We start from the raw sequence: 23,026 nt of genomic DNA, 5'->3' as shown, positions 1-23,026 counted from the left end.
CGATGACGGGGTGACCAGGATCGTCGCGGGCGCCGCCGGTGGCCGAAGACTGCAAGTGCCCCCACGCGGCACCCGACCTACGTCCGACCGCGTCCGCGAGGCGTTGTTCAGCTCGCTGGAAGCGCTCTTCGACCTCGACGGCGCCACCGTGCTCGACCTCTACGCGGGTTCCGGCGCGCTCGGCTTCGAAGCGCTGTCGCGGGGGGCGACCAAGGCCACTTTCGTGGAATCGGACAAGCGGGCTGCCGAAGTCTTGAAGACCAACGCCAGAACGGTCGCGCTGCCCGGCGCGACGGTTCTCAACCGCACTGCGGAGGCCGTCGTCGCCACCGCGCCGGACGCTCCGTGCGACGTGGTTTTCGCCGATCCGCCCTACGCGGTCACCGACGAACAGCTCAACCGGCTCCTCGCCGCGCTGGTCACCCATGGTTGGACGAAACCGGGCTCGCTGATCATCGTGGAACGCGGCGCGCGCAGCCCTGAACCGATCTGGCCAAGCGCCGTGGAATCCTTGCGCAGCAAGCGATATGGCGACACAGCGCTGCATTGGGCCGAACACGTTGACGCCACCGGGTGATGCGGACCACGCGCTTGAGTGGATGCGTCCGATCGGGTGCTACCGTCCGAAACCATGACACGTGCCGTGTGCCCCGGCTCCTACGACCCGGCCACCAACGGACACCTGGACATCATCGGCAGAGCGGCGAAGCTCTTCGACGAAGTCGTCGTCGCCGTGCTCATCAACAAGAACAAGAAGACGTTGTTCTCGGTCGAGGAGCGCACCGAGATGCTGCGCGAGGTCACCGCGCAGTGGCCGAACGTCCGCGTCGACGCCTGGCACGGTCTGCTGGTCGACTACTGCCTCGAAAACGACATCAAGGCCATCGTGAAGGGCCTGCGCGCGGTCAGCGACTACGACTACGAGCTGCAGATGGCGCAGATGAACCACCAGCTCACCGGCGTCGAGACGCTGTTCATGCCGACCAACCCCATCTACAGCTTCCTGGCCAGCTCCCTGGTCAAGGACGTGGCCACCTACGGCGGCGACGTCACCAGCCTGCTGCCGCCCACCATCAAGGACCGGCTCATCGCACGGCTCGCTGAGAGTCGCTGACCGGTCACACCTGGTTAACTCAGCCACTGCCCAAGTGTCACTCGGTGTGGTTACGTTCAAGACCATGAGCGAGATCACATCGCGCACCGTCAAGGTGCTGCTCTCCCTGCTGCTGGTTCTCGCCGGCATGTCCGCCACGTCCGCCGCGGCCTCCGCTGTCGAGCCTGTCCTCGCAGCTCAGGCGGCCTGTGGTGATACGTCGGGCTTCCGCAAGGTCACCCTGTCCAGCCTGCCCGCCCAGGCCACCGACACCGTCCGGCTGATCCAGCGCGGCGGGCCCTACCCGTACTCGCAGGACAACCAGACCTTCTACAACCGCGAGGGCATCCTCCCGGCCTGCTCAACCGGCTATTACAAGGAGTACACGGTCAAGACGCCCGGTGTCTCCACCCGCGGCGCGCGGCGGATCGTGACCGGCAACGCGACCCCGAAGCTGTACTTCTACACGGCCGACCACTACGCGAGTTTCGTCCTGGTGGACATCACCCGGTAGCCGGACACGCCCTGTCGATCTCCCGGCGACGACGAGATCGACAGGGCACACTAGGACGGGTACTGCTGTGGGCGCGAGGAGTGTGACGTGTACCGGGTGTTCGAGGCTCTCGACGAGCTGGTCACGATCGTCGAGGAAGCGCGTGGCGTGCCGATGACCTCCGGGTGCGTCGTGCCGCGCGGTGACGTGCTCGAACTCCTCGACGACGTGCGCGACGCCATCCCCGCGGAGCTGGACGACGCGCAGGACGTGCTGGACCACCGCGACGAGCTGGTCGGCAAGGCCCAGCACGACGCGGACCAGAGCCTGAGCAAGGCCCGTGCCGACGCCGAGCGGATGGTCGCCGAGGCGCAGCACGAGGCCGAGCGGATGCTGTCCGAGGCGCGTGCCCGCGCCGAGCGGATGGTGGCCGAGGCCGAGGACCAGGCGCAGCGCACCGTCTCCGCGGGCCGCCAGGAGTACGAGGACCTGGTGGGCCGTGCGCACGCCGAGGCCGACCGGATGGTCCAGGCCGGCCGGGCCAACTACGAGCGCGCGATCGAGGAGGGCCGGGCGGAGCAGGTGCGCCTGGTCGACCAGACCGAGGTCGTGCAGGCCGCGCACGCCGAGTCGGCGCGCGTGCTGGAGGCCGCCCAGACGGAGGCCATCCGGCTGCGCAACGAGTGCGACGCGTACGTGGACAGCAAGCTGGCCGACTTCGAGGACCTGCTCGCCCACACCCTGCGTAGTGTCGGGAAGGGCCGTTCGCACCTGCGCGGCCCGGCCGTGGCGAGCGCCGCGGCACCGTTCGACTACCACGACTAGGACCAAGTGAGACTCGACCGAACACTGTCCGACCTGCCGATTTCACGCCGACGCCGGTTGTCCCGTACCCTTGACCGGCTGGTCGTGGTAGGTCCGCGCCGGCACACCAAACATCATGTCTGAGCATCGTCACGCCTCCGCGCGTCCCACAGCGACCGGGCCCTGGGTCATCGACACCAGGGACCTCGGGCGTCGTGCGGGCTCCAGCCGCGGGTTGAGCAGGACGGTGCCCGCGGCGGGCCTCGGCCTCGCCGGCGTGATCGAGGTGCCGGCCGGGGGCAACGTCGAGCTCGACCTCCTGCTGGAATCGGTGGTCGAGGGCGTGCTCGTGACGGGCACGGCCGCGACGGTGGTTGAAGGGGAGTGCTCGCGCTGCCTGGAGCCGTTGTCCGCGGACGTCGAGGTGGAGTTGACGGAGCTGTACGCGTACCCGCACAGCTCCACCGATGAGACCACCGAAGAGGACGAGGTCAGTCGTCTGCACGACGACCTGCTCGATCTCGAACCCGTGGTGCGCGACGCCATCGTGCTCGCGCTGCCACAGGTGCCGCTGTGCTCGCCGGACTGCCTCGGGCTGTGCGTCGACTGCGGCGGAAAGCTTGCTGATCTCGGCCCCGACCACGGGCATGAGACGATTGACCCCCGGTGGGCCGCACTTCAAGAGCGGTTCGACGGGAATCGTGACAATCCAGAGGAGAACTAGTCGTGGCCGTCCCGAAGCGGAAGATGTCGCGCTCGAACACGCGCTCGCGCCGCGCTCAGTGGAAGACCGCTGCCGTGCACCTGGTGGCCTGCTCGAACCGAGCCTGCCGCCAGCCGAAGCCGCAGCACGTCGCCTGCCCGGCCTGTGGCCAGTACGACGGCCGCCAGGTCGTCCAGCCGGCCTGATCCCTCCTCTGGCGAAGGTAGCGGCGAATCGTGGGGGGTAGGTCGTCGCGCGGTCGCTCTGCCGACCGCGCCCCGTTGATCGAAGCGCTCGGCGTCCCGTTGGACGCCGAGCTGCTGACGCTCGCACTCACACACCGGTCGTACGCGTACGAGAACGGCGGTCTGCCGCCGAACGAGCGACTGGAATTCCTCGGCGACGCGGTGCTCGGCCTCGTCGTCACCGACCACCTGTACCAAGCGCACCCGGAACTGCCCGAGGGGCAGTTGGCCAAGCTCCGCGCGAGCGTGGTCAACATGCACGCCTTGGCGGGCGTGGCCCGGGGCCTGGGTGACGACGGGTTGGGCGGGCATCTCCTGCTCGGTCGCGGCGAGGAGCTGACCGGCGGCAGGGACAAGGCGAGCATCCTCGCGGACGGCCTGGAAGCCGTCATCGGCGCGGTATACCTGCAATTCGGCATCGACACCGCGCGTCAACTGGTTCACCACCTGTTCGACCCGCTGCTGGCGGAAGCGCCGCTGCGAGGCGCCGGGCTGGACTGGAAGACCAGTCTTCAGGAGCTGACCGCCTCGGCAGGTCTGGGCGTACCCGAGTACCGGGTGGACGACCAGGGCCCGGACCACCGCAAGGAGTTCACCGCGACGGTGTTCGTCGGTGGTCAGGCCTACGGCACTGGCGATGGGCGCACGAAGAAGGAAGCCGAGCAGAAGGCGGCCGAGGCCGCCTACCGCGTGTTGCACGAACGGGTCCGCGCCGAGGAAACCGGCGCGTCCGGGAACGGCCACGCACCCAACTCGGCGACGGCACAGACTCCACCCCAGGCTTCACCTCAGGCTGCACCTACTCAGGAAGACTGACGCCGAAATGTATGCCACGAACGTCCGGACGAACCGGCGCGCGCGCCACGCGCGTCCTTCCCGCCCGCTGAACGCCAGCCGCAACGGCGGCATCCAGGGCCTGGTCCTCGTGCGCGACACCGCCCAGGCGGGCGGCTGGATGCTCAAGCCGACCAAGCCGCAGGCCGCCGCGTACGAGATGCTCGAAGAGCTGGAGCAGGCCGAGGCGGCCGCCGCCGCGGCCGAGCGCGACTCCGAGGACTGATCACCCGCCCGTGCCCGAGCTGCCCGAGGTAGAGGTCGTCCGCCGAGGTCTGCACGAGCACGTGGCCGGGAGGACCGTCGCCGCGGTCGAGGTCCTCCACCCACGAGCGATCCGCCGTCACCTGACCGGTGCGGCGGATTTCGCCGTGCGCTTGACCGGTCAGCGACTGGAGGCCGCGCGTCGACGCGGCAAGTACCTGTGGCTCGACCTGTCCGGCGGCGACGCGATGCTCGCGCACCTCGGCATGAGCGGCCAGATGCTGGTCCAGCCGGTCGACGCGCCGGACGAGAAGCACCTGCGGGTGCGGATCCGGTTCGCCGACGACGGCCCGGAACTGCGATTCGTGGACCAGCGCACGTTCGGCGGTCTGGCGTTGGCCGACATCGTCGAGGTGGACGGAACCCCGCTGCCGCAACCGGTGGCGCACATCGCGCGTGATCCGATGGACCCGGCCTTCGACCCGGACGCGGCGATCGCGGCGTTGCGGAAACGGCGCACGGAGATCAAACGGGCCCTGCTGGACCAGACGCTGGTGTCCGGTGTCGGGAACATCTACGCCGACGAGGCGCTGTGGCGGGCCAAGCTGCACGGTCTGCGTCCGGCGGACCGGCTGACCCGGCCGAAGGCCGCCGAGCTGCTGGCGCACGCCACCGGGGTGATGTACGAGGCGCTGGGTGAGGGCGGCACGTCGTTCGACGCGCTCTACGTCAACGTGAACGGCCAATCGGGCTACTTCGACCGGGCCCTGGCCGTGTACGGGCAGGAGAACGAGCCGTGCCGGCGGTGCGGGACGGCGATCAGGCGAGAGCCGTTCATGAACCGCTCCTCGTACTCGTGCCCGCGCTGCCAGCCACGTCCTCGCGGCTGATCACGCGCGGGCCACGCGGGCTCACGCCGGCTCAGCGCGGGTCGGCGAGCCTGCGCAACAGCGGGGTGACCGACCTCAACGAGTCGTACTCCTCGGCCGACAGCTGGGCAAGCCGCTCGGACAGCAGTTCCGCCTCGCCGTGCGCCAGGGACAGGATGGTGTCCCGCCCCAGGACGGTCAGCTCGACGATGGTGGCCCGCCCGTCGGCGGGATCGGATTCGCGCCGCACCAGACCGCCGGACTCCAGGCCCGTCACCACCGTTGTCGCCGTGGGCTGCGAGCACAGCGCCCGCACCGCGATCTCACCGATCCGCATCGGTCCCTGGGACGCGAGTTCCGCGAGCACCAGCAGCTGGGTCGGCTGGAGCCGCCGAACGGACGAGGACTGGCGCAGGCTCCGGATCAGCCGGTGCACGGCGACCACGAGTTGTAACGCATCCTGATTAGTCATACTGGTGGTCATCAGACCTCCTCGTCGCTCACCGTGAGTGAGCAAGTGTCCGAATTCGGACAGGACATTCGCACTTTCGCAGTACGGCTGTCCAGTAAACGGATTCATTCGCACCCGGATGTACTCACCCCTTTCCGCACCGATGCGGACTTGGGGTCGTCAAAACGGCATCAAAGGTGTTCGTACGCCCATCAAGGGGGCGTCAGGAAGTTCGCCGAACGTAGTCGGGCACGGTCGTGGCGAGAGGGCTCGGCGTAGTGTCTCAGCGTGACAAAGGTGCTGGTGGTCGATGACGAGCCGCAGATCGTGCGGGCGTTGCGGATCAACCTCTCCGCGCGCGGCTACTCGGTGCTGACCGCGCACGACGGCACGGCCGCGCTCAAGGCGGCGGCCGAGGGCAAGCCGGACGTGGTGGTGCTCGACCTGGGGCTGCCCGACCTGGACGGCACCGAGGTCATCGCGGGCCTGCGCGGCTGGACCAGCGTGCCGATCATCGTGCTGTCCGCGCGGGTCGACTCCGCGGACAAGGTGGAGGCGTTGGACGCGGGCGCCGACGACTACGTGACCAAGCCGTTCGGGATGGACGAACTGCTGGCCCGGCTGCGTGCCGCGGTGCGCCGTTCGGCGGTCGTGGAGGGCGGGGACGCGGTCGTGGAGACGGCGTCGTTCACCGTGGACCTGGCGGCGAAGAAGGTGCGCCGGGACGGTGTCGAAGTGCACCTGACGCCCACCGAATGGGGCCTGCTGGAGATCCTGGCCCGCAACCGGGGGCGGCTGGTGGCGCAGAAACAGCTGCTCCAGGAGGTGTGGGGGCCCGCGTACGCGAAGGAGACCCACTACCTGCGGGTCTACCTGGCCCAGCTGCGGCGCAAGCTGGAGCCCGAGCCCGCGCATCCCCGGCACCTGGTGACGGAGCCGGGGATGGGGTACCGGTTCGAGCTCTAGGGAGAATCGAGCCCTGGGAAATCCAGCCCTGGGAAATCCAGCCCTGGGGAATCGAGCTTGAGCGAGTAGGGCTTTGCGGGCTCAGCTCAGCGGCATGGTGGGGTGGCGCTCGAACACGATCGTGCTGCGCACGACGAGTTCCTTGTAGCGCGCCGCCAGCCGCCCGGTGAGGATGCTTTCCTTCGGGCTGTCGTCGGCGTGCACGAACTGGATCAACCCGTCCCGGCGGCCCAGGCTGATGCACTGGTTGAAGAACCGGTAGTCGAGCGGACCGGGCTGTTCGCCCTTGAGCCGCTTCGCCAGGCCGCGCAGGGCTTTCTGCGCCGTGGGCAGGGCGGTCGCGCACGCCATCCGCAGTTCGAGGCCGTCGTGCCGCTTGATCGCGGCGGCGTCGCCGACGGCCATGACGTCCGGGTGGGAGATCGACGTCAGGCTCTCGTCCACGACCATGCGACCCCGTGCGTCGACCTCGAACCCGGCTTGTCCCGCCAGGTCGGGCACGCGGAAACCGGCCGTCCAGACGACCGTGTCGGCCGCGATCAGATCACCGGTGTCGAGCACCAGGCCGTCGGCGCGGACCTCGGCGACGTTCGCGTGGTCGCGCACCCGGATGCCCAGCCGGTCGAACGTCTTGGTCAGGTACCGCCTGCCCTTCTCCGACAGGGCCTGGCCGAACCCGCCGCCGGTGACCAGCACGACGTCGAGGTCCGGGCGTGACTCGGCCAGCTCGGTGGCGGCCTCGATGCCGGTCAGCCCACCGCCCGTGACGGCGACCGTGCGGGCGTTCTTGAGGGCGACGGCCAGCCGTTCGGCGTCATCCCGGGTGGACACCGCGTGCGCGTGCTCGGCGGCGCCCGGGACGCCGTCCAGGTTCGCGTGGCTGCCCAGGGCGTAGATCAGCCGGTCGTAGGCCAGCACCCCGCCGGTGAGCTGGACCTTGCGGGTGTCGGCGTCGATACCGGTCACCCGGTCCACCACCAGTTCGACGCCGGTGCCTTTCAGGAGGTCTTCGAGCGGGAGGTCGCGCATCGGCTGCCCCACTACGAACTGGTGCAGCCGGACCCGCTCCACGAACCGGTCCCGCGCGTTGACCAGGGTGACCCGGGAATCGGTCCACTTCGCCGCCAGCTTGGCCGCGGCCAACCCCGCGTAACCCGCACCGACCACCACGATGTGCTCTGTCATGTCCCCGTCCTTTCGTCACAGGGGGAGCGAGACGGGGGCGGTGGTCGTGACGGGAATAGGGTGTGAACCGTGTCACGTGTCTCTGTGCTCCACACCTGGCAGGTGCCCGCGGCGACGCTCACTACGGTCCGCAAGCTGCTCGACGAGGCGTTCGACGGCGATTTCGGCGACGAGGACTGGGAGCACAGCCTGGGCGGCGTGCACGCCCTGGTCTGGGACGGCGACGAGCTGGTCGGCCACGGGGCCGTGGTGCAGCGCCGGTTGATCCACGCAGGTCGGGCGCTCAGGGCCGGTTACGTGGAGGGTGTCGGGGTGCGGGCGGACCGCCGCCGCCAGGGTGTCGGCGCGGCGGTGATGGCGGCTCTGGAGGACGTCGTGCGCGGTGCGTACCCCCTCGGTGCCCTCAGCGCGTCGGAGGACGCTCTGGAGTTCTACGCGGCGCGTGGGTGGCAGCGGTGGCGGGGGAGGACGTTCGTGCTGACGCCCGCCGGGGTCGAGCGCACCGAGGAGGAGGACGACGCGATCTTCGTCCTGCCGGTGGCGCCGCTCGACCTGTCCGGGGACCTCACCTGCGACTGGCGTGACGGCGACGTCTGGTAGCTACGGGCTGTCGGTCGTCGTCGCCGTGGTGGTGGACGAGGAGGACGACGTCGGCGGGTCGTAGGAGGTCGGCGGGTTGCTCGGCGGCTGGGTGACGGGCTGCGGCTCGGACGACGTCGCGGTCGCGGTCTCCGGCATCCGGTGCGCCTGCTCCTCCGGCATCGAGTCCTCGGGCCTTGAGTCCTCGGACTTCGAGTCCTCCGGCTTCGAGCCGGCCGCCTCGCGGCGCTGCTTGGCGGGCACGTGAGTGGACACCGTGACCACCACCGTGGCCGTGCTGCCGTGCGGTAGGCCGTTCATCGACGTCGCCTCGGCCCGCGGTTGCGGTGGGCCGGCCATCGGCGCGCCGGTGGCGAGCACCGACGCGAGGGTGGCCATCACGGTGGCGACGACAGCGCCGCCCGCGGCCAGCAGCACCACCGAGGAGAGCTTCTTCTTCGGTGCCGCATGATGATCTTCCTCGAACACACCATCTCCCTGTGGAGACCCGGATGGATGGTCACGTGTTCGAGTTATCGGCGGATCGCGCCGGGCACCTCATCGTTCGAGCGGTCCTCCACACGATGGTGTGGAGGACCGTTACCCCTGCCGGACGACCTCGTTACGTCGGCTCGGGCTCCGTCGTCGTCGTGGTGACCGGCACCGTCGTGGTCGTTGTCGTCGGCGCGACGGTCGTCGTCGTTGTCGTCGGAACGGTCGTGACGACGGGCGGCTTCGTCGTGGTCGGCTGCGGCGGGGGGTCGTCGTCGACCACGGTGGTCGTCGTGGTGCCGTCCGGCCTGGTCACCGTGGTCACGCGGGTACGACGGGAGGTGGTCGTCGTCTCGGTGGTCTCGGCCGTCGTCGTGGTGGTGGACTCCGTCGTCGTGGTCAGGGTGACCGAAGGGCCGAACGAGTCGCGTGGCGTCGTGGTGAGGGTGTTGCGGTTCACGACGTCCTGACGCGGCACCTCCTCGCCCGACGAGGCGGCCGGTGTCGCGCCCGCCAGCGAGGCGACGGTGGCGAAGATCGTCGACACGGCGACACCGGACGCGGCCAACAGCACGTGTGGGGACACGCGCAGGCGGGGGCGCTCGGGCTCCGGGGTCTCGTACAACGGTTCTCCCAAGTTCTGCTTGAGGTCTCTACCAGCCGAAGTTCTGCGTCCAGTACCAGCCGCGGGTGTCCAGGCCCACGCCGATGGTGGTGAAACCGCAGTTCAGGATGTTGCGCCGGTGCCCGTCGGAGTTCATCCAGGCCCGCATGACCTGGTCGGCGGAGCGCTGCCCCATGGCGATGTTCTCCCCGCCGGGGCTCGGGTAGCCCGCCGCGCGCATCCGCGCGGCGAAGTCCACGTCCTCAGGGGTGGTGTGCGAGAAGTACCCGCGCTCGGCCATGTCGGTGCTGTGGCCCTGCGCGGCCTTGACCACTCGGGCGTCCACTTCCAGCGGCTTGCAGCCGGCCAGGTCGCGCGCCTCGTTCACCAGGTTCACGACCTGCTGGGCCTGCGGCACGTCGGCGGGCGCGGTGGTCGTGGTGGGTTCGACGGACGGCTCCGACGGCGGTGTGGTCGTCGTCTCAGTCGTGGTGGTGGTCGTCTCGGTGGTGGTCGTCGTCGTTTCGGCGGTGGTCTCCGGCGACGACGGAGGCTCGATGGTGGTCGGCAGGATTTCGGGCTCGCCGCTCTGAGCGGGCCGGCCGACGCCACCCACTCCACCGACGCCGATGTTGTCGGAATCCCGGCCTTGTGCTGCGCTTTCCCCGATGAACGGGGCCAGCTGTTCCGGACTCGCCATGGCGACACCGGTCGCACCGGCCGCGCCGAGGAGCAGGCCGACGAGTCCGCCGATCACGGATCGGTTACCGCGCCGTGCTGTCACGGTCGCGCACCGTACCACTAACGGGTGAAATGTCAGGATGGCTGTTGTGGCTGGAGTAGAGCGGACCGTGCGCCTCACCGCGTGGGTGCGAGGGCAGGTGCAAGGTGTCGGCTTTCGGTGGTGGACCCGCGCCAGAGCCCTTGAGCTGGGACTTGTCGGTTCGGCGTCCAACCTGAGGGACGGTCGGGTCGAGGTGAACGCGGAGGGTCCGGAATCGGCGTGCCGGGACCTGTTGACCGCACTTCGCTCCGGCGCTAGCCCCGGTCGGGTGGACTCGATCGTGGAGCGCTGGTCGGAGGCCCGCGGCGGCCTCACCGGTTTCGTCGAGCGTTGAACGCATAAGGGTCCGGTGGCGTACTACTTCGATGTGGACCGTGGCGAAGATGTCGTCAGGCAGCTGTACGGCCGTTGGCGCGGCCCACTGCACGGCTACGTCCTGCGTCTGGTCGGCGGTGACCACCAGCAGGCGGAGGACGTGGTCCAGGAAACGCTCCTGCGGGCCTGGCGGCACGCCGACGAGCTGACTCCCGCCGACGCGGGCCCGTGGCTCTACACGGTGGCCAGGAACCTGGTCATCTCCGGCTTCCGCAAGCGCGGCGGCCGCAACTCCGAGGTGCCGATCGAGCCGGGGGACCTCCCCCCGGTCGCGGACGAGGTGGACCACGTCCTACAGAGCTGGCAGGTCGCCGAGGCGCTGCGCACGCTGACCACGGACCACCGCAACGTGGTGGTCGAGCTGTACTACCGGCGGCGTTCGGTCGCCGAGGCGGCAGTGGTGCTGGGCATCCCGCCCGGCACGGTGAAGTCGCGCTGCTTCTACGCCCTCCGGGCGTTGCGCGACGCGTTGGAGGAGCGGGGGGTCACAGAATCATGAGCTGCGGCCAGACCGTGGCGCTCGGCGCCTACCTGCTCGGCTCGCTCGACCCGTCGGAGCGGTCGTCGTTCGAGCGGCACGTGCACGGCTGTTCCCACTGCCGCCGGGAGATGGTGCGGCTCGCGCCGTTGCCGGGGCTGCTCGGCCAGGTCCAACTGGCGGACCTGGAGTTGCCGTTCGACGACCCCGTGCCCGACCCGGACCTGTGGCCGCTGCCGCCCGCGCCGGAGCCCGAACCGGCGCCGGCACCACCCAAGCGTCGCCGGTTGTTGCTGGTCGGAGCCGCGGTACTGATCCTGCTGATCATCGTATCGGGGTTGCTGGTGCCGAGACTTATCGATAACGACAGGGTCGACGACGACGCCGCCGTCACCTGGCAGGCGACCGACACGGGCTCCGGCGTGGCGGCCAGCGCGGACCTCGTCCGCAAGTCCTGGGGCACCGAACTCTGGATGACCATCGAGAACATGCCCAAGGGCATGAGGTGCAAGCTGATCGTCCACGACCGCGCCGGCCGCACCGAGATCGGCGGCTGGTGGGCCAGCGACCACTCGGCGGACGAGCGCATCCCCGGCTCCACCTCGTTCCCGGTGGACCAGATCGAACGGCTGGACCTGGTGGTCGACATGAAGGTGCTGGTCTCGGTCCGACCTTGATCGCGGCTGGTCAGCGCCGGCCCGCCCAAGACTGGGCCTCTCCGTTCACGGGTACGCTGCCCGGCGTGCACCTCAAGAGCCTGACGCTGAAGGGCTTCAAATCCTTCGCCTCGGCTACCACGCTGCGCTTCGAGCCGGGCATCACGTGCGTCGTCGGGCCGAACGGGTCCGGCAAGTCCAACGTGCTCGACGCGCTGCGCTGGGTGATGGGCACGCAGGGCGCCAAGGACCTGCGCGGCGGCAAGATGGAGGACGTCATCTTCGCCGGCACGTCCGGCCGCGCGCCGCTCGGCCGCGCCGAGGTGACGCTGACCATCGACAACTCCGACGGCGCGCTGCCGATCGACTACGTCGAGGTGTCGATCACCCGCCGGATGTTCCGCGAGGGCGCCACCGAGTACGAGATCAACGGCAACTCGTGCCGGCTGATGGACATCCAGGAACTGCTGTCGGACTCCGGCATCGGCCGCGAGATGCACGTGATCGTCGGCCAGGGCCAGCTCGCCGCGATCCTGGAGTCCAAGCCCGAGGAGCGCCGCGCGTTCGTCGAGGAGGCCGCGGGCGTCCTCAAGCACCGCAAGCGCAAGGAGAAGGCGCTGCGGAAGCTGGAGGCGATGCAGGCGAACCTGACCCGCCTCACCGACCTCACCGCCGAACTGCGCCGCCAGCTCAAACCGCTGGGCAAGCAGGCCGAGATCGCCCGCCGCGCCCAGGTCGTGCAGTCCGAGCTGCGGGACGCCCGGATGCGCCTGCTGGCCGACGACCTGGTGACGCAGCGCGAGGCGCTGGCCCGCGAGGAGCAGGACGAGGCCGTCGCCCGCGCGCGCCGGGCCGACGTGGAGAAATCGCTCCAGCAGGCCCAGTTCCAGCAGAACGAGCTGGAGGACCAGGTCACGGCCGACGCGCCGAAGCTGCAGCAGGCCCAGGACACCTGGTACCGGCTGTCGGCGCTGGAGGAGCGGCTGCGCGGCACGGTGCGGCTGGCCGTGGAGCGGGAACGGCACCTGTCGGCGGCCGTGGACGCGCCGCGCGGCGGCCGTGACCCGGACGAGCTGGAGGCCGAGGCCGAGCAGACCGCGGTCTTGGAGCAGGAACTGCAGGACGGCGTGACCGAGGCCCGGGTGGGGCTGGCCGAGGCCGTGGAGACGCGGGCCGAGCTGGAGCGGATGGTGTCCGCGGCGGAGAAGGCGCACCTGGCCGCGGTGCGGGCGATCGCCGACCGGCGCGAGGGGCTGGCCCGGCTGTCCGGGCAGGTCGAGGCGCTGCGGTCGAAGACGAGCGCGACCGCCGAGGAGATCGAGCGGATGTCGACCGCGTTGGCAGAGGCGGTCGAGCGGTCGGAGGTCGTGCAGCAGGAGCTGGCCGAGGCCCGTGAGGTGACCGGGACCGAGGACGAGGACGACGTCGGGCTGGACGAGCGGCACCGGCTGGCCGTCGAGGCGGACGACGCGGCGCGGCGCCGGGTCGAGGAGCTGGTGAAGGCCGAGCGGACCGCGGAGCGGGACATCGCGTCGTGGAAGGCACGCGTGGACGCGCTGTCGCTGGGGTTGACCCGCAAGGACGGCGCGGGGGCGTTGCTGGCGTCCCGGCTGCCGGGGTTGCTGGGGTCGGTCGCGGCGTTGCTGACCGTGGAGCCGGGGGCCGAGGTCGCGTTGGCGGCGGCGCTCGGGCCGATCGCGGACGCGGTCGCGGTGGCCTCCGGCGCGGACGCCGTGGCGGCGTTGGAGCTGTTGAAGGAGCAGGACACCGGTCGGGCCGGAGTGCTGGTGGGCGGTGCGGCGGCGACGGTGGACCGGTCGGGGTGGCCTGTGTTGCCTGGCGGCGCGCGGTGGGCTGTGGACGTCGTGCAGGCGCCCGAACGGCTGCGGCCCGCGTTGCACCGGGCGTTGGACAAGGTCGCCGTGGTGGACGACCTGGGCACCGCGCGGGTCTTGGTGGACGCGCACCCGTCGGTCCGGGCGGTGACGCGGGACGGTGACGTGCTCGGCGCGGACTGGGCGGTCGGCGGGTCCGGGCGCAGCCAGAGCGTCATCGAGGTCCAGGCCGCGGTGGACGAGGCGTCGGAGAAGCTGGTGCTGGCTGAGCGCGCGCTGGAGCAGTCCGCGGCCGCTCTTGAGGGCGCACGGGCCGAGCAGCAGGCCCGCCGTGCCGAGGTCGCCGCGGTGAAGGAGCAGCTCAACGAGGCCAAGGTGCGTCGCGCCCGGTCGTCGGAGCGGCTCAACCGGCTGGCGGCGGCGGTGCGTTCGGCCGAGGCCGAGGTGGAGCGGGTGCGGGCGCAGCGGGAGAAGGTCGAGGCGGCCCGCGAGGAGAACCTGCTCAAGCTCGGTGAGCTGGAAGAACGGCTGCTGGTGGCGCAGGAGCAGCCGCTGGACGACGAGCCGGACACCTCGCACCGTGACGAGATGGCCGCCGAGCTGGCCGCTGCCCGTCAGGGCGAAGTGGACGCGCGGTTGTCGTTGCGGACCGCCGAGGAACGCGCCCGTGCGTTGCAGGGCAAGGCCGAGGGCCTGCGTCGTGCGGCGCGTGCCGAGCGCGAGGCACGGGAACGCGCCCAGCGTGCCCACGCGGCGCGGGCACGGGGTGCGGTCGTGGCGAAGGCCGTGGTGCGAGGCGGCGAGATCGCGTTGGAGAGGATCGCCGCGTCGTTGGGCCGTGCGGCTCGCGAACGTGACGCGGCGCAGGAGCGCAAGACGCAGCGGGAGGCGTTCCTCGCCCAGATCCGCAGTCTGGTCCGCGAGATGTCCGGCGAGCTGGAGAAGCTGACCGACGCCGTGCACCGCGACGAGGTGCTGCGCGCCGAGCAGCGGATGCGCATCGAGCAGTTGGAGACCAAGGTCGCCGAGGAGTTCGGCATCGGCCTGGAGGACCTGGTCGCCGAGTACGGCCCGGACGTGTTCATCCCGCCGTCGCAGCAGGAGATCGCCGAGTACGAGGCGGCGAAGGAGCGCGGCGAGTTGGTGACCGCGCCGCAGCCGATCCCCTACGACCGGAACACCCAGGCGCGGCGGGCCAAGCGGGCCGAGCGGGACCTGTCGCTGCTGGGCAAGGTCAACCCGCTGGCGTTGGAGGAGTTCGCGGCGCTGGAGGAGCGCTACAAGTTCCTGTCCAACCAGCTGGAGGACATCAAGGCGACGCGGCGCGATCTGCTGACCGTGGTGAAGGATGTCGACGACAAGATCCTGGAGGTCTTCACGTCGGCCTACGAGGACGTCGCGCGCGAGTTCGAGATCGTGTTCAAGGTCCTGTTCCCAGGCGGAGAGGGCCGGCTCGTGCTGACCGAGCCGGACGACATGCTGACCACCGGCATCGAACTGGAGGCCCGCCCGCCGGGCAAGAAGGTCAAGCGCCTGTCCCTGCTGTCCGGCGGCGAGAAGTCATTGGCCGCGGTGGCAATGCTCGTCGCCATCTTCCGCGCCCGCCCGTCGCCGTTCTACGTGATGGACGAGGTCGAAGCGGCCTTGGACGACACCAACCTGCACCGGCTGATCAGCCTGTTCGAGCAACTGCGGGAACACTCCCAGCTGCTGATCATCACCCACCAGAAGCCCACCATGGAGATCGCCGACGCCCTGTACGGCGTCTCCATGCGCGGCGACGGCATCAGCCAGGTCATCTCGCAACGCCTACGCGGCGAAACCAAGCCCAAAAAAGCCTTGGCCGCTGCCGCCGTCGCCGCCCAGGTCGAAGCCCCCACCCCCGCCGAAACCGCGCCCGAAGCTGAAGCCGAGCCAACCCCGCCTGCCCCGCCCGCCTAGCCGGACGAGTCGTCCACAGGCTCGGCCCCGAAGGGCCGGAATGTCGCTGCCGGCCGGCAGGATGAAATCAGGGGACCCCTCTGGCGGGGACGCCTGCGAAGCACTGCGCCCGCCCGCTGCCCGCTCCTCCCGTTGTCCGCTGCCGGCCCATTGGGCGCTGCGTATGGTCGCGTCATGGGCGACTTCGGCACGGGCGACTTGGAGGACCGGCTCCGGGCACGGGTCGAACAGGTGCGGTGGGAGCGGAGTCGGGTGCAGCGGCTCGGTGCGGACGTGGTGGCGCACCTGCCGGAGCACCGCGAGGTGTGGCGGGCTCAGGCTCGGGCGTTTGCGCGGGTCGCGGCTGAGATCGGTATGGGGTCGGAGCGGATCTCGGCTGAGTACAAGGAGAAGAAGCGTTTCATCCAGCGGGTCACGTTGTGGGAGCACGACGTGCTGTTCGTCGAGGGCGGTGTGGCGGTGACGACTCGCGGTGAGCTGGTCGAGGTCGACGGTGACCGGCCGGTGCCGTTCGCAGGCTTCCTGGACGAAGGCGACTTCACCTACGACGCCCTCTCCGTCTGCCTGTACCGCGATCGGGCGGACGATCGGGCCGATATCGAGGACGTCGTCGGCATCCGCCGCAGCCCGCGCGGGCTCGCCTGCTGCGTCACGGCATCCGGCGAGCTCGTCGTGGTCTGCGACGGCGGTGAAGGCAACGCGTTCATGACCTTCGAGCGGCGGCTGGCGGAGGTCGTCGAGAAGTGGGCCTAGAAAGTCGAGAAGTGGGCCTGGGAAGGGGTCAGCGGGCGTCCAGCTGCTTGGCCTCTTCCGGCGTCGGCGCCACCCCGCCGAGGTGCGCCGGCTGCCACCACTGGCCCTCGCCCGACTCCGGGTAACGGGCCTGGGCGTCGTCCAGCATCTGCTGCATCCGCTCGCGCAGCGCGTCGTCCGTGGTCGGCTCCATCGGCTCGCCGATGGCGATCGTGATCGGCACGTGCCGCTGTGTCAGCGACTTCGGCCGACCCTTGGTCCACAGCCGCTGCGTGCCCCACAGGGCCGTCGGCAGCAACGGCACGCCCGCCTCGGCCGCCAACCTGACCGCGCCGCTCTTCACCTCCTTGACGGTGAAGGACCGGCTGATCGTGGCCTCCGGGAAGATCCCGACGACCTCGCCGGCCCGCAGCGCGTCCAACGCCTGTTGGTAGGACGCCTGGCCGGCGGCCCGGTCCACCGGGATGTGGTGCATCCCACGCATCAGCGGGCCGGACACGGAGTGCTTGAACACCTCGTGCTTGGCCATGAACCGGACCAGCCTGCGCGCGGGCTGCGCGCCGTAGCCGGCGAAGATGAAGTCGAGGTAGGAGACGTGGTTCGAGGCCAGCACGGCCCCGCCGGTGGTCGGCACGTTGTCCGCGCCCTCCACGTTGATCCGCATGTCGAGTACGCGGAACATCAACTTGGCCGCGGCGATCACCGGCGGGTACACGCGATCTGGCATGTCACCAGCGTACGTTACTCGTCGGTAGTGCCCTCGTGTTCGCGCACCACCTTCGGCACGCCCGCCAGGTCCTCCTCGTTGCACAGCAACTTGAGGGCGTAATACGGCGAGCCCTTCGTGTCGTCGTAGTCCAGGTGGACCGCGATCACGTCGACCGCTTCACCGAGCCAGTCCTGGGTCTGCCTCAGCCAGGAGGCCGCGCGCTCCAACGCGCTGGGCAGGTCATCGTCACGGAACTCGACCGGTCGATAGGGGACCTCTTGCACCGTGTCCCGCTGGTTGGCAGGCATCGGTAGGTCTACCGCCACCCCGCTGTCGTTGAGTTCGAGTTGGATCGTTTCCTCGCTCACCCTCCCAGGGTTCCCCAACGTGAAACGCGCGGCAATAGATGTCGTGGATCGGTGACCTCCCGGGCGATGTCACCCGCCGGGCCGGAGGCGGCGGGATCAGACCCGCACCGGCAGCTCGGCGAGGCCGCTGACCAGCACCCGCCGCCACGCCAGCTCCTCCACCGGCCGCGCCGCCCGCAGCCCCGGGAAACGCCGCAACAACACCCACAGCGCCTCCTGGAGCTCGATCCGCGCCAACTGCGCGCCGAGGCAGAAGTGCGGGCCGATACCGAGCGCCAGGTGCTGGTTGGGCGTGCGCGCGAGGTCCAGGCGGTCCGGTGCGGTGAACGCGCGCGGGTCGCGGTTGGCCGAGCCGATGGACGCCATCACGCCGTCACCGGCGCGGATCACCACACCGGCGATCTCCACGTCTTCCAGCGCCACCCGCAGCTGCCCGACCTCGCTGAGCCGGGTGAACCGCATCAGCTCCTCCACCGCGCCGGGCACCAGCGACGGGTCGTCCACCAGCCGTTCCCACTGCGACCGCTCGCGCAGCAGGGTGGCGACGAAGCTGGTGATCTGGTTGGCCGACGTCTCGTGCCCCGCGACCAGCAGGTTCAACGCGAACGCGACCAGCTCGTCGTGCGTCAGCGGTGTCGCGCACAGCTCGTCGAGCAGGTCGTCCGAGCGCGGTTCCCGCCGTTTCGCCGCGACCAACGTGCCCATGTACTCCAGCAGGCTCGCCATCGCCGCCTCGACCCGGACCTGCTCGGACATCTCCAGGCTGTACGCCAGCTCCACCCACTCCCGGAACCGCTCGCGGTCGGCGTACGGCACGCCGAGCAGCGTGCAGATCACCTGGATCGGCAACGGCAGCGCGTACACCTGCCGCAGGTCGACGCCGTCCGCCACGTCGTCCGCCAGCTCCTCGCACAGCTCCCGCACCCACGTCCGGGTCTGCTCCATCCGCCGGTGCGAGAACGCTCCGGACACCAGCTTGCGCAGCCGGGTGTGCTCGGGCGGGTCGGTGGTCGGCAGGGTGCCGGGCAACGGCCGGGACACACCCACCCGCGGCGCACCGGCCGCCACCACGCCCGCACGGGAGAACCGCGGGTCGGCCAGCACCAGTTTCACGTCGTCGTAGCGGGTCACCAGCCACACCAGCGCGCCCGCGAGGGTGCGGACCCGGACCACCGGCGCCTCGTCCCGCAACCGCGCCCACGTGGGAGAGGGGTCGAAGGCGAAGGCGTCGGCGAAGGGGATGTCGAGGACGTCGTCCGTCATGACCTCGACGCTAGGAGGCCGGGGGAGCGCAGTGCCAGCGCCATCCGGTGCGCCTGGGCAACTCGCCGAGCGGGATGCGGCCGTTCGCCCAGAGCAGCGTTTCCCCGGGATCACGGTCGGTCGGCGCGTCCGGGAACATCCGGACCAGCACTTTCCGTGACAGTTCCGGCGGGAGCGCGAACTCCAGCCCGAGGCCGCGCGCGGCGTCGTGGGTGTGCACCAGCATCTCGTCACACCCCATCCCGGCGAACCCGGCCGCGTCGGCCAGGCCCCACGGGTGCCAGCCCCGCACGTCCGCCGGCGCCGCCGCGACCACCGCCGCCAGCACGGACGCGAACGTCCGCAGCGTCCGCACCAGGTCTGCCGGCGACGAGTCGGGCCGCACCGCGACGTCGGCCGTGCTCAGCCGGCTCGGCCCGGCGAGGAGGTCTGTGGAGTACCAGAGCAGGCAGTCCGAGATGTGCGCGACGGTCTTCGCGACCGTCCAGTCCACCTCCGGCACGACCGCCGTCCAGTCGGCTGCCACAGCGCCTTCGAGGAACGCCGCGCACTGCTCGGCGACCTCCGTCACGTCCCGCCCGTCCAGCACCGAAAACTCCCTCGCATTCGTCCGACCTCGCGGGTGACCATTCCAGACATGTACGACATCCGTCCCGCCGCCCAGAACGACCTGGACGCCGTTCTTGCGTTGATCCTGCGTCTGCAGGCCGACGACGCGCACCACATCGGCTACCTCGGCGAGGCGCTCGGCGACATCTCCGCGGAGCTGGCCGAGTTCGAGCCCGACTGGGCCACGTGCACCGTGGTCGCCACCGACGACTCGGGCTGGGTGTGCGGTGCGCTCAGCGTCGAGGTCGATCCCGATACCGGCCGCGCCTACCTGCACGGGCCGTTCGTCGACGTGCCGGTCAACCACCCGGCGGGCAGCCGGATCTGGGACCAGACCGCCGACGCCCTGTACGCCCAGGCCAGGCACCTGCTCGACGGTGTCGCGGACCGTGAGCTGCTGGGTCACACCGGGCACCGGCGGCTGGCCGCGTTCGCCGAACGGCACGGCTTCTCCGCCGCCCGCGCGTGCGGCATCCACGTCCTCGGCGGCGACGGCCTGCGCGGCCTGCTGCTGCGCGAGGCGAGCTGCCCGCGCACCGGACCGGCCCGCGAGATGCGCGTGCTGCCGACGGACCCGGCCGTGCACGAGGCGGTGGCCGTGCTGCACGAGCGGTGCTTCCCCAAGACCTATCTGTCCGGGCGGAAACTCGTGGACGGCAGCCGTCCGCACACCGTGGTCGTCGCCATGGACGGTGACCGGGTCCTCGGCTACGCCTCCGGCAAGGCCGAACCCGGCGAGTTCTACCTGGACTTCGTGGCCGTGGAACCGGACGTGCGCGGGCACGGCGTCGGCGCGGCGCTGGTCACCGAACTGGTCTGGAAGCTGGCCGAGAAGTCCGGCGCACGACCGCAGGCCACCGCCGCGATCCTGGCCGGCAACCGCTCCTCGCAACGGCTGTTCGACCGGCTCGGTTTCCGCCTCCACCTCGAACTCGTCGCCTACCGCGCCAACGCCGCCGCCTGAGCCGTTCTCAGGCCGCCTTGACCGCCACTACGTCGTCCTCGACGCCCGGCGGCTGGTAACCCTTGTGCCGCAACGACATCAGCCCACCCACGACCAACGTGATCAGCACACCCAGCGGCGTGTACCAGGGGAAGGCCAGTGAGAAGATCTTCTTCGCCGGCGCCGCCGCCGAGAAGTTGATCTCCAGCTGGGCGTCCGGTCCGACGAACTTCACGCCCAGGATCACGAACGCCATCACCACCACGGTCACGCCGAACGCCACGATCGCGTCGAGTTGCTTGGCCTTGCGGAACAACAACCCGAGCAGGAACGCGCCGAGCAGCGCGCCGTAGGTGAACCCGGCGATGGACAGCCCCTGCTCCACGATCGGGTTACCGCGCCGGGTCAGCGTGGCGAACAGCCCGGCGCACACGATGAGCAACCCGGCCCACACCACGGTCCAGATCCGGCCCTGCCTGAACACCTCGGCCTCGCTCATCGGCCGCCGCACCACCCGCTGGACCACGTCCGTCACGGTCGAGGACGCCAGCGCCCCCAGCGACGACGACAGCGCCGCCGCCAGGATGCCCGCGATCGCGAACCCGGACAGCCCGGAGGGCAACTCGTTGACGATGAAGCTCGCGAACAGCTCGTCGTTGTTGTTCAGCCCGAGATCGTTGACGGGGTGGGCCGCCTTGTAGAACGCCCACAGCATCACGCCGATGAACAGGAACAGCGCGAACTGGAGGAACACCACCACACCGCTGGCGATCAGCGCCTTCTGCGCCGCGCGCACGTCCTTGGTGGCCATCAGCCGCTGCACGATCAGCTGGTCCGCGCCGTGCGAGGCCATGGACAGCACCGCGCCGCCGACGAACGCGGTGACGATCGCGTACTGCGAGGTGAACGGGCTGGCGTCGAAGTCGAAGATCTGGAACTTGCCCGCGTCGGCAGCGCTCGCGAACCACCCATCGGGCAGCTTCCCGCTCAACACCATGATCACCACGACCGCACCGACGACGTACCAGAGCATCTGGATCGCATCGACCCACACCACGGCCCGCACGCCGCCGAGGAAGCTGTAGACGACCATCGCGACGCCCAGCACCGCCACGATCACCCAGTACGACGCGTTCACCCCGTACGCGGCCAGCACGACCTTGACCGGGATGGCCGTGGCGAACAGCCGCAGCCCGTCCGCCAGCAACCGCGTGACCAGGAACGTCATCGACGCCGTGCTCTGCAACCCCGGCCCGAACCGCTTGCCCAGGAACCCGTACGCGGTGATCAGCTCGCCCGCGATGTACTTGGGCAGCAGCACGAACGACACCACGATCCGGCCGATCAGGTAGCCGATCGACAGCGACAGGAACGTCATCGGGCCCAGGTAGGCGATCGTCGGCACGCTCAGCACGGTCAGCGTGGACGTCTCCGCCGACACCACCGACACGCACACGACCCACCACGAGATGCGGCGCTCGCTGACGAAGTAGTCGGCCGCGGAGCGCTGCCGCCCGGCGATCCACACGCCCAGCAGCGGCATGCCCACCAGGAACAGCACGATGATGCCGACATCAAGTGCGCGCATGGTCTCCTCCATCCGACTGCCGCCCCCGGCGGCCCATCGTGCTGATCGTGCTGGTGGTGCTGATCGTCAGTGCGGTCACGGCGGTGAGGGCGGGCTCGGGCAGGCGCAGCGGGTAGCGGCCGGGGGTGATCGACCCCAGCGGGCGCGGACCGGCGGCGCCGGTGGCGGACGGCACGTTCGCGGGTAGGCCGTGCCAGGTCAGGAAGCCCAGCAGGGCGGCCAGGTAGGCCTCCTTGGCCGCCGCGGGCAGTCCCAGTTCGTCGCTCGTGCGCAGGTCCGCATGTCGGGCCAACGACTCGACCAGCACGGGGTTGCGCATCCCGCCACCGGAGCCGATGACGGTGCCCTCGCACTCGGCGGCGATCGTGCGCACGGTCAGTTCGGTGAGCGTGGCCAGGAAGTCCTCGGCCTGGATGGTCAGGCCCTCGGCCACCCGGTCGAGGTAGGCGCGGTTGAAATGCTCCTTGCCGGTCGACTTGGGCGCCGACCGGGCGTAGTACGGGTCGGCCAGCAGGCGGTCCAGCAGTTCGGCGTGCACCTGGCCGCGGCGCGCGAACTCGCCGTCGGTGTCCTGCGTGCGCAGGCCGCCCGACAGCACGGTCATCGCCGCGTCCATGAGCGCGTTGCCCGGTCCGGTGTCGTAGGCGATCACACCTTCGGGCGAAATCTTGGTGATGTTGGCGATGCCGCCGATGTTCAGCGCGACCGCCGGCCTGCCCTCGCGTTCGGCGAAGCCGGCCAGCCACAGCGCGTCCAACGTGCTCGCCAACGGCGCGCCCTGGCCGCCCGCGGCGACGTCGCGGACCCGTAGATCGGCCACCACGGGCAGTCCGGTGGCTTCGGCTATCCACGCTGGTTGGCCCAGTTGGAGCGTGCCCAGGCAGCGGCCGTCCTCGACCCAGTGGTGCACGGTCTGGCCCAGTGACGACACGAGGTCGCCGCGGTACCGGGCGGCGACGTCGGCGAACGCCTGCCCGAGCCGGGTGTCCAGCACGCACAGGTCGGCGGCGCTGGTGGGCGGCCTGCGCAGCTCTTCGGGGAACGGGTGCTCGGCGTGCTCGACAGGGGTCAGCACGACGGTCGGGCCGTCCAGGGACAGGTCGGCCACGGCGACGTCGATGGCGTCCATCGACGTGCCGGAGATGAGCCCGATCACCCTCACGCCCTGTGGTCTATTCCACACTGCCCGCAGGCGCAAGAGT

28 protein-coding genes are annotated in these 23,026 nt (G+C 70.4%); 17 read left to right on the top strand and 11 right to left on the bottom strand.

Annotation, left to right across the window (positions count from 1 at the left end; genetic code table 11):
• The first annotated feature begins 10 nt into the window (after positions 1-10).
• The 9 genes from rsmD to mutM all read left to right on the top strand — a co-directional run bounded on the left by rsmD (position 11) and on the right by mutM (position 5,266).
• Positions 11-577, top strand: coding sequence for a 16S rRNA (guanine(966)-N(2))-methyltransferase RsmD (gene rsmD, locus ALI22I_RS32490; protein WP_077009404.1), 567 nt, complete (start codon positions 11-13; stop codon positions 575-577).
• A 54-nt stretch (positions 578-631) separates the two neighbouring features.
• Positions 632-1,114, top strand: coding sequence for a pantetheine-phosphate adenylyltransferase (gene coaD / locus ALI22I_RS32485; RefSeq protein ID WP_077009403.1), 483 nt, complete (start codon positions 632-634; stop codon positions 1,112-1,114).
• Positions 1,115-1,178: 64 nt separating this feature from the next.
• Positions 1,179-1,607, top strand: a complete 429-nt coding sequence (locus tag ALI22I_RS32480; RefSeq protein ID WP_077009402.1) for a ribonuclease domain-containing protein — start codon at positions 1,179-1,181, stop codon at positions 1,605-1,607.
• Positions 1,608-1,694: 87 nt separating this feature from the next.
• Complete coding sequence (locus ALI22I_RS32475; protein WP_077009401.1) at positions 1,695-2,411, top strand: DivIVA domain-containing protein; 717 nt, start codon at positions 1,695-1,697, stop codon at positions 2,409-2,411.
• A gap of 115 nt (positions 2,412-2,526) precedes the next feature.
• Positions 2,527-3,114, top strand: a complete 588-nt coding sequence (locus ALI22I_RS32470; RefSeq protein ID WP_077009400.1) for a YceD family protein — start codon at positions 2,527-2,529, stop codon at positions 3,112-3,114.
• Between the two features lie 2 nt (positions 3,115-3,116).
• Positions 3,117-3,299, top strand: coding sequence for a 50S ribosomal protein L32 (rpmF, locus tag ALI22I_RS32465; protein WP_015104500.1), 183 nt, complete (start codon positions 3,117-3,119; stop codon positions 3,297-3,299).
• A gap of 30 nt (positions 3,300-3,329) precedes the next feature.
• Entirely contained in the window at positions 3,330-4,154 is an 825-nt protein-coding gene (gene rnc, locus ALI22I_RS32460) for a ribonuclease III (RefSeq protein WP_077009399.1), read from the top strand.
• A gap of 7 nt (positions 4,155-4,161) precedes the next feature.
• The gene (locus tag ALI22I_RS32455) at positions 4,162-4,398 is read left to right on the top strand and encodes a hypothetical protein (protein WP_077009398.1); all 237 of its coding nucleotides are present in this window, start codon (positions 4,162-4,164) and stop codon (positions 4,396-4,398) included.
• Between the two features lie 10 nt (positions 4,399-4,408).
• Positions 4,409-5,266: a bifunctional DNA-formamidopyrimidine glycosylase/DNA-(apurinic or apyrimidinic site) lyase gene (mutM, locus tag ALI22I_RS32450; protein ID WP_077009397.1), complete on the top strand. Its 858-nt coding sequence runs from the start codon at positions 4,409-4,411 to the stop codon at positions 5,264-5,266.
• A 31-nt stretch (positions 5,267-5,297) separates the two neighbouring features.
• Here the strand turns inward: mutM and ALI22I_RS32445 are convergent, their stop codons facing one another.
• Positions 5,298-5,729, bottom strand: a complete 432-nt coding sequence (locus ALI22I_RS32445) for a MarR family winged helix-turn-helix transcriptional regulator (protein WP_077009396.1) — start codon at positions 5,727-5,729, stop codon at positions 5,298-5,300.
• Positions 5,730-5,984: 255 nt separating this feature from the next.
• Between ALI22I_RS32445 and ALI22I_RS32440 the strand changes: the two genes are divergently transcribed.
• Positions 5,985-6,662, top strand: coding sequence for a response regulator (locus ALI22I_RS32440; RefSeq protein ID WP_077009395.1), 678 nt, complete (start codon positions 5,985-5,987; stop codon positions 6,660-6,662).
• An 81-nt stretch (positions 6,663-6,743) separates the two neighbouring features.
• Here the strand turns inward: ALI22I_RS32440 and ALI22I_RS32435 are convergent, their stop codons facing one another.
• A complete protein-coding gene (locus ALI22I_RS32435; RefSeq protein WP_077009394.1) occupies positions 6,744-7,847 on the bottom strand; it encodes an NAD(P)/FAD-dependent oxidoreductase in 1,104 nt (367 codons plus the stop codon).
• 69 nt (positions 7,848-7,916) lie between these two features.
• Here ALI22I_RS32435 and ALI22I_RS32430 point away from each other — a divergent pair, with 69 nt between their 5' ends.
• Positions 7,917-8,447 carry a GNAT family N-acetyltransferase gene (locus ALI22I_RS32430; protein ID WP_077009393.1) on the top strand — a complete coding sequence of 177 codons (531 nt, stop codon included), beginning with the start codon at positions 7,917-7,919 and terminating at the stop codon, positions 8,445-8,447.
• On the opposite strand, the gene ALI22I_RS32425 is transcribed toward ALI22I_RS32430, so the two are convergent.
• From ALI22I_RS32425 to ALI22I_RS32415, 3 genes are all read right to left on the bottom strand, one after another.
• A complete protein-coding gene (locus tag ALI22I_RS32425) occupies positions 8,448-8,915 on the bottom strand; it encodes a hypothetical protein (RefSeq protein WP_077009392.1) in 468 nt (155 codons plus the stop codon).
• Positions 8,916-9,048: 133 nt separating this feature from the next.
• The gene (locus ALI22I_RS51400) at positions 9,049-9,543 is read right to left on the bottom strand and encodes a hypothetical protein (protein ID WP_179118442.1); all 495 of its coding nucleotides are present in this window, start codon (positions 9,541-9,543) and stop codon (positions 9,049-9,051) included.
• Positions 9,544-9,571: 28 nt separating this feature from the next.
• On the bottom strand, positions 9,572-10,306 hold the full coding sequence (locus ALI22I_RS32415) for a CAP domain-containing protein (protein ID WP_143532553.1): 735 nt from the start codon (positions 10,304-10,306) through the stop codon (positions 9,572-9,574).
• Between the two features lie 37 nt (positions 10,307-10,343).
• On the opposite strand from ALI22I_RS32415, the gene ALI22I_RS32410 reads away from it, so the two are divergent.
• From ALI22I_RS32410 to ALI22I_RS32390, 5 genes are all read left to right on the top strand, one after another.
• Positions 10,344-10,640 carry an acylphosphatase gene (locus ALI22I_RS32410; protein ID WP_077009389.1) on the top strand — a complete coding sequence of 99 codons (297 nt, stop codon included), beginning with the start codon at positions 10,344-10,346 and terminating at the stop codon, positions 10,638-10,640.
• A gap of 15 nt (positions 10,641-10,655) precedes the next feature.
• The gene (locus tag ALI22I_RS32405) at positions 10,656-11,180 is read left to right on the top strand and encodes a sigma-70 family RNA polymerase sigma factor (protein ID WP_238598699.1); all 525 of its coding nucleotides are present in this window, start codon (positions 10,656-10,658) and stop codon (positions 11,178-11,180) included.
• Positions 11,177-11,836, top strand: coding sequence for an anti-sigma factor family protein (locus ALI22I_RS32400; protein WP_077009388.1), 660 nt, complete (start codon positions 11,177-11,179; stop codon positions 11,834-11,836). The genes ALI22I_RS32405 and ALI22I_RS32400 overlap by 4 nt, the downstream gene beginning before the upstream one ends.
• 65 nt (positions 11,837-11,901) lie before the next feature.
• Complete coding sequence (smc, locus tag ALI22I_RS32395; RefSeq protein WP_077009387.1) at positions 11,902-15,591, top strand: chromosome segregation protein SMC; 3,690 nt, start codon at positions 11,902-11,904, stop codon at positions 15,589-15,591.
• Positions 15,592-15,765: 174 nt separating this feature from the next.
• Positions 15,766-16,344, top strand: coding sequence for a hypothetical protein (locus ALI22I_RS32390; RefSeq protein ID WP_077009386.1), 579 nt, complete (start codon positions 15,766-15,768; stop codon positions 16,342-16,344).
• A 28-nt stretch (positions 16,345-16,372) separates the two neighbouring features.
• Here the strand turns inward: ALI22I_RS32390 and ALI22I_RS32385 are convergent, their stop codons facing one another.
• From ALI22I_RS32385 to ALI22I_RS32370, 4 genes are all read right to left on the bottom strand, one after another.
• Positions 16,373-17,071 (bottom strand): lysophospholipid acyltransferase family protein, encoded by a 699-nt coding sequence (locus tag ALI22I_RS32385; protein ID WP_077009385.1) that lies wholly within the window; start codon positions 17,069-17,071, stop codon positions 16,373-16,375.
• A gap of 14 nt (positions 17,072-17,085) precedes the next feature.
• Positions 17,086-17,421 carry a hypothetical protein gene (locus ALI22I_RS32380; RefSeq protein ID WP_077009384.1) on the bottom strand — a complete coding sequence of 112 codons (336 nt, stop codon included), beginning with the start codon at positions 17,419-17,421 and terminating at the stop codon, positions 17,086-17,088.
• A 96-nt stretch (positions 17,422-17,517) separates the two neighbouring features.
• Positions 17,518-18,684 (bottom strand): cytochrome P450, encoded by a 1,167-nt coding sequence (locus ALI22I_RS32375; RefSeq protein WP_077009383.1) that lies wholly within the window; start codon positions 18,682-18,684, stop codon positions 17,518-17,520.
• Positions 18,685-18,694: 10 nt separating this feature from the next.
• Positions 18,695-19,273 (bottom strand): maleylpyruvate isomerase N-terminal domain-containing protein, encoded by a 579-nt coding sequence (locus ALI22I_RS32370; RefSeq protein ID WP_238598698.1) that lies wholly within the window; start codon positions 19,271-19,273, stop codon positions 18,695-18,697.
• Between the two features lie 48 nt (positions 19,274-19,321).
• On the opposite strand from ALI22I_RS32370, the gene ALI22I_RS32365 reads away from it, so the two are divergent.
• Complete coding sequence (locus tag ALI22I_RS32365) at positions 19,322-20,257, top strand: GNAT family N-acetyltransferase (protein ID WP_077009382.1); 936 nt, start codon at positions 19,322-19,324, stop codon at positions 20,255-20,257.
• A gap of 7 nt (positions 20,258-20,264) precedes the next feature.
• Here ALI22I_RS32365 and ALI22I_RS32360 read toward each other — a convergent pair whose 3' ends face one another.
• A complete protein-coding gene (locus ALI22I_RS32360; RefSeq protein ID WP_077010082.1) occupies positions 20,265-21,824 on the bottom strand; it encodes a sodium:solute symporter in 1,560 nt (519 codons plus the stop codon).
• Positions 21,811-22,986: an anhydro-N-acetylmuramic acid kinase gene (locus ALI22I_RS32355; protein WP_083752200.1), complete on the bottom strand. Its 1,176-nt coding sequence runs from the start codon at positions 22,984-22,986 to the stop codon at positions 21,811-21,813. The genes ALI22I_RS32360 and ALI22I_RS32355 overlap by 14 nt, the downstream gene beginning before the upstream one ends.
• Positions 22,987-23,026: the final 40 nt, after the last annotated feature.

Source organism: Saccharothrix sp. ALI-22-I, assembly GCF_001984175.1.
GTDB lineage: Bacteria > Actinomycetota > Actinomycetes > Mycobacteriales > Pseudonocardiaceae > Actinosynnema.
The sequence above is the reverse complement of the archived record's forward strand: the minus strand, read 5'-3'. Positions and strand labels throughout refer to the sequence as shown.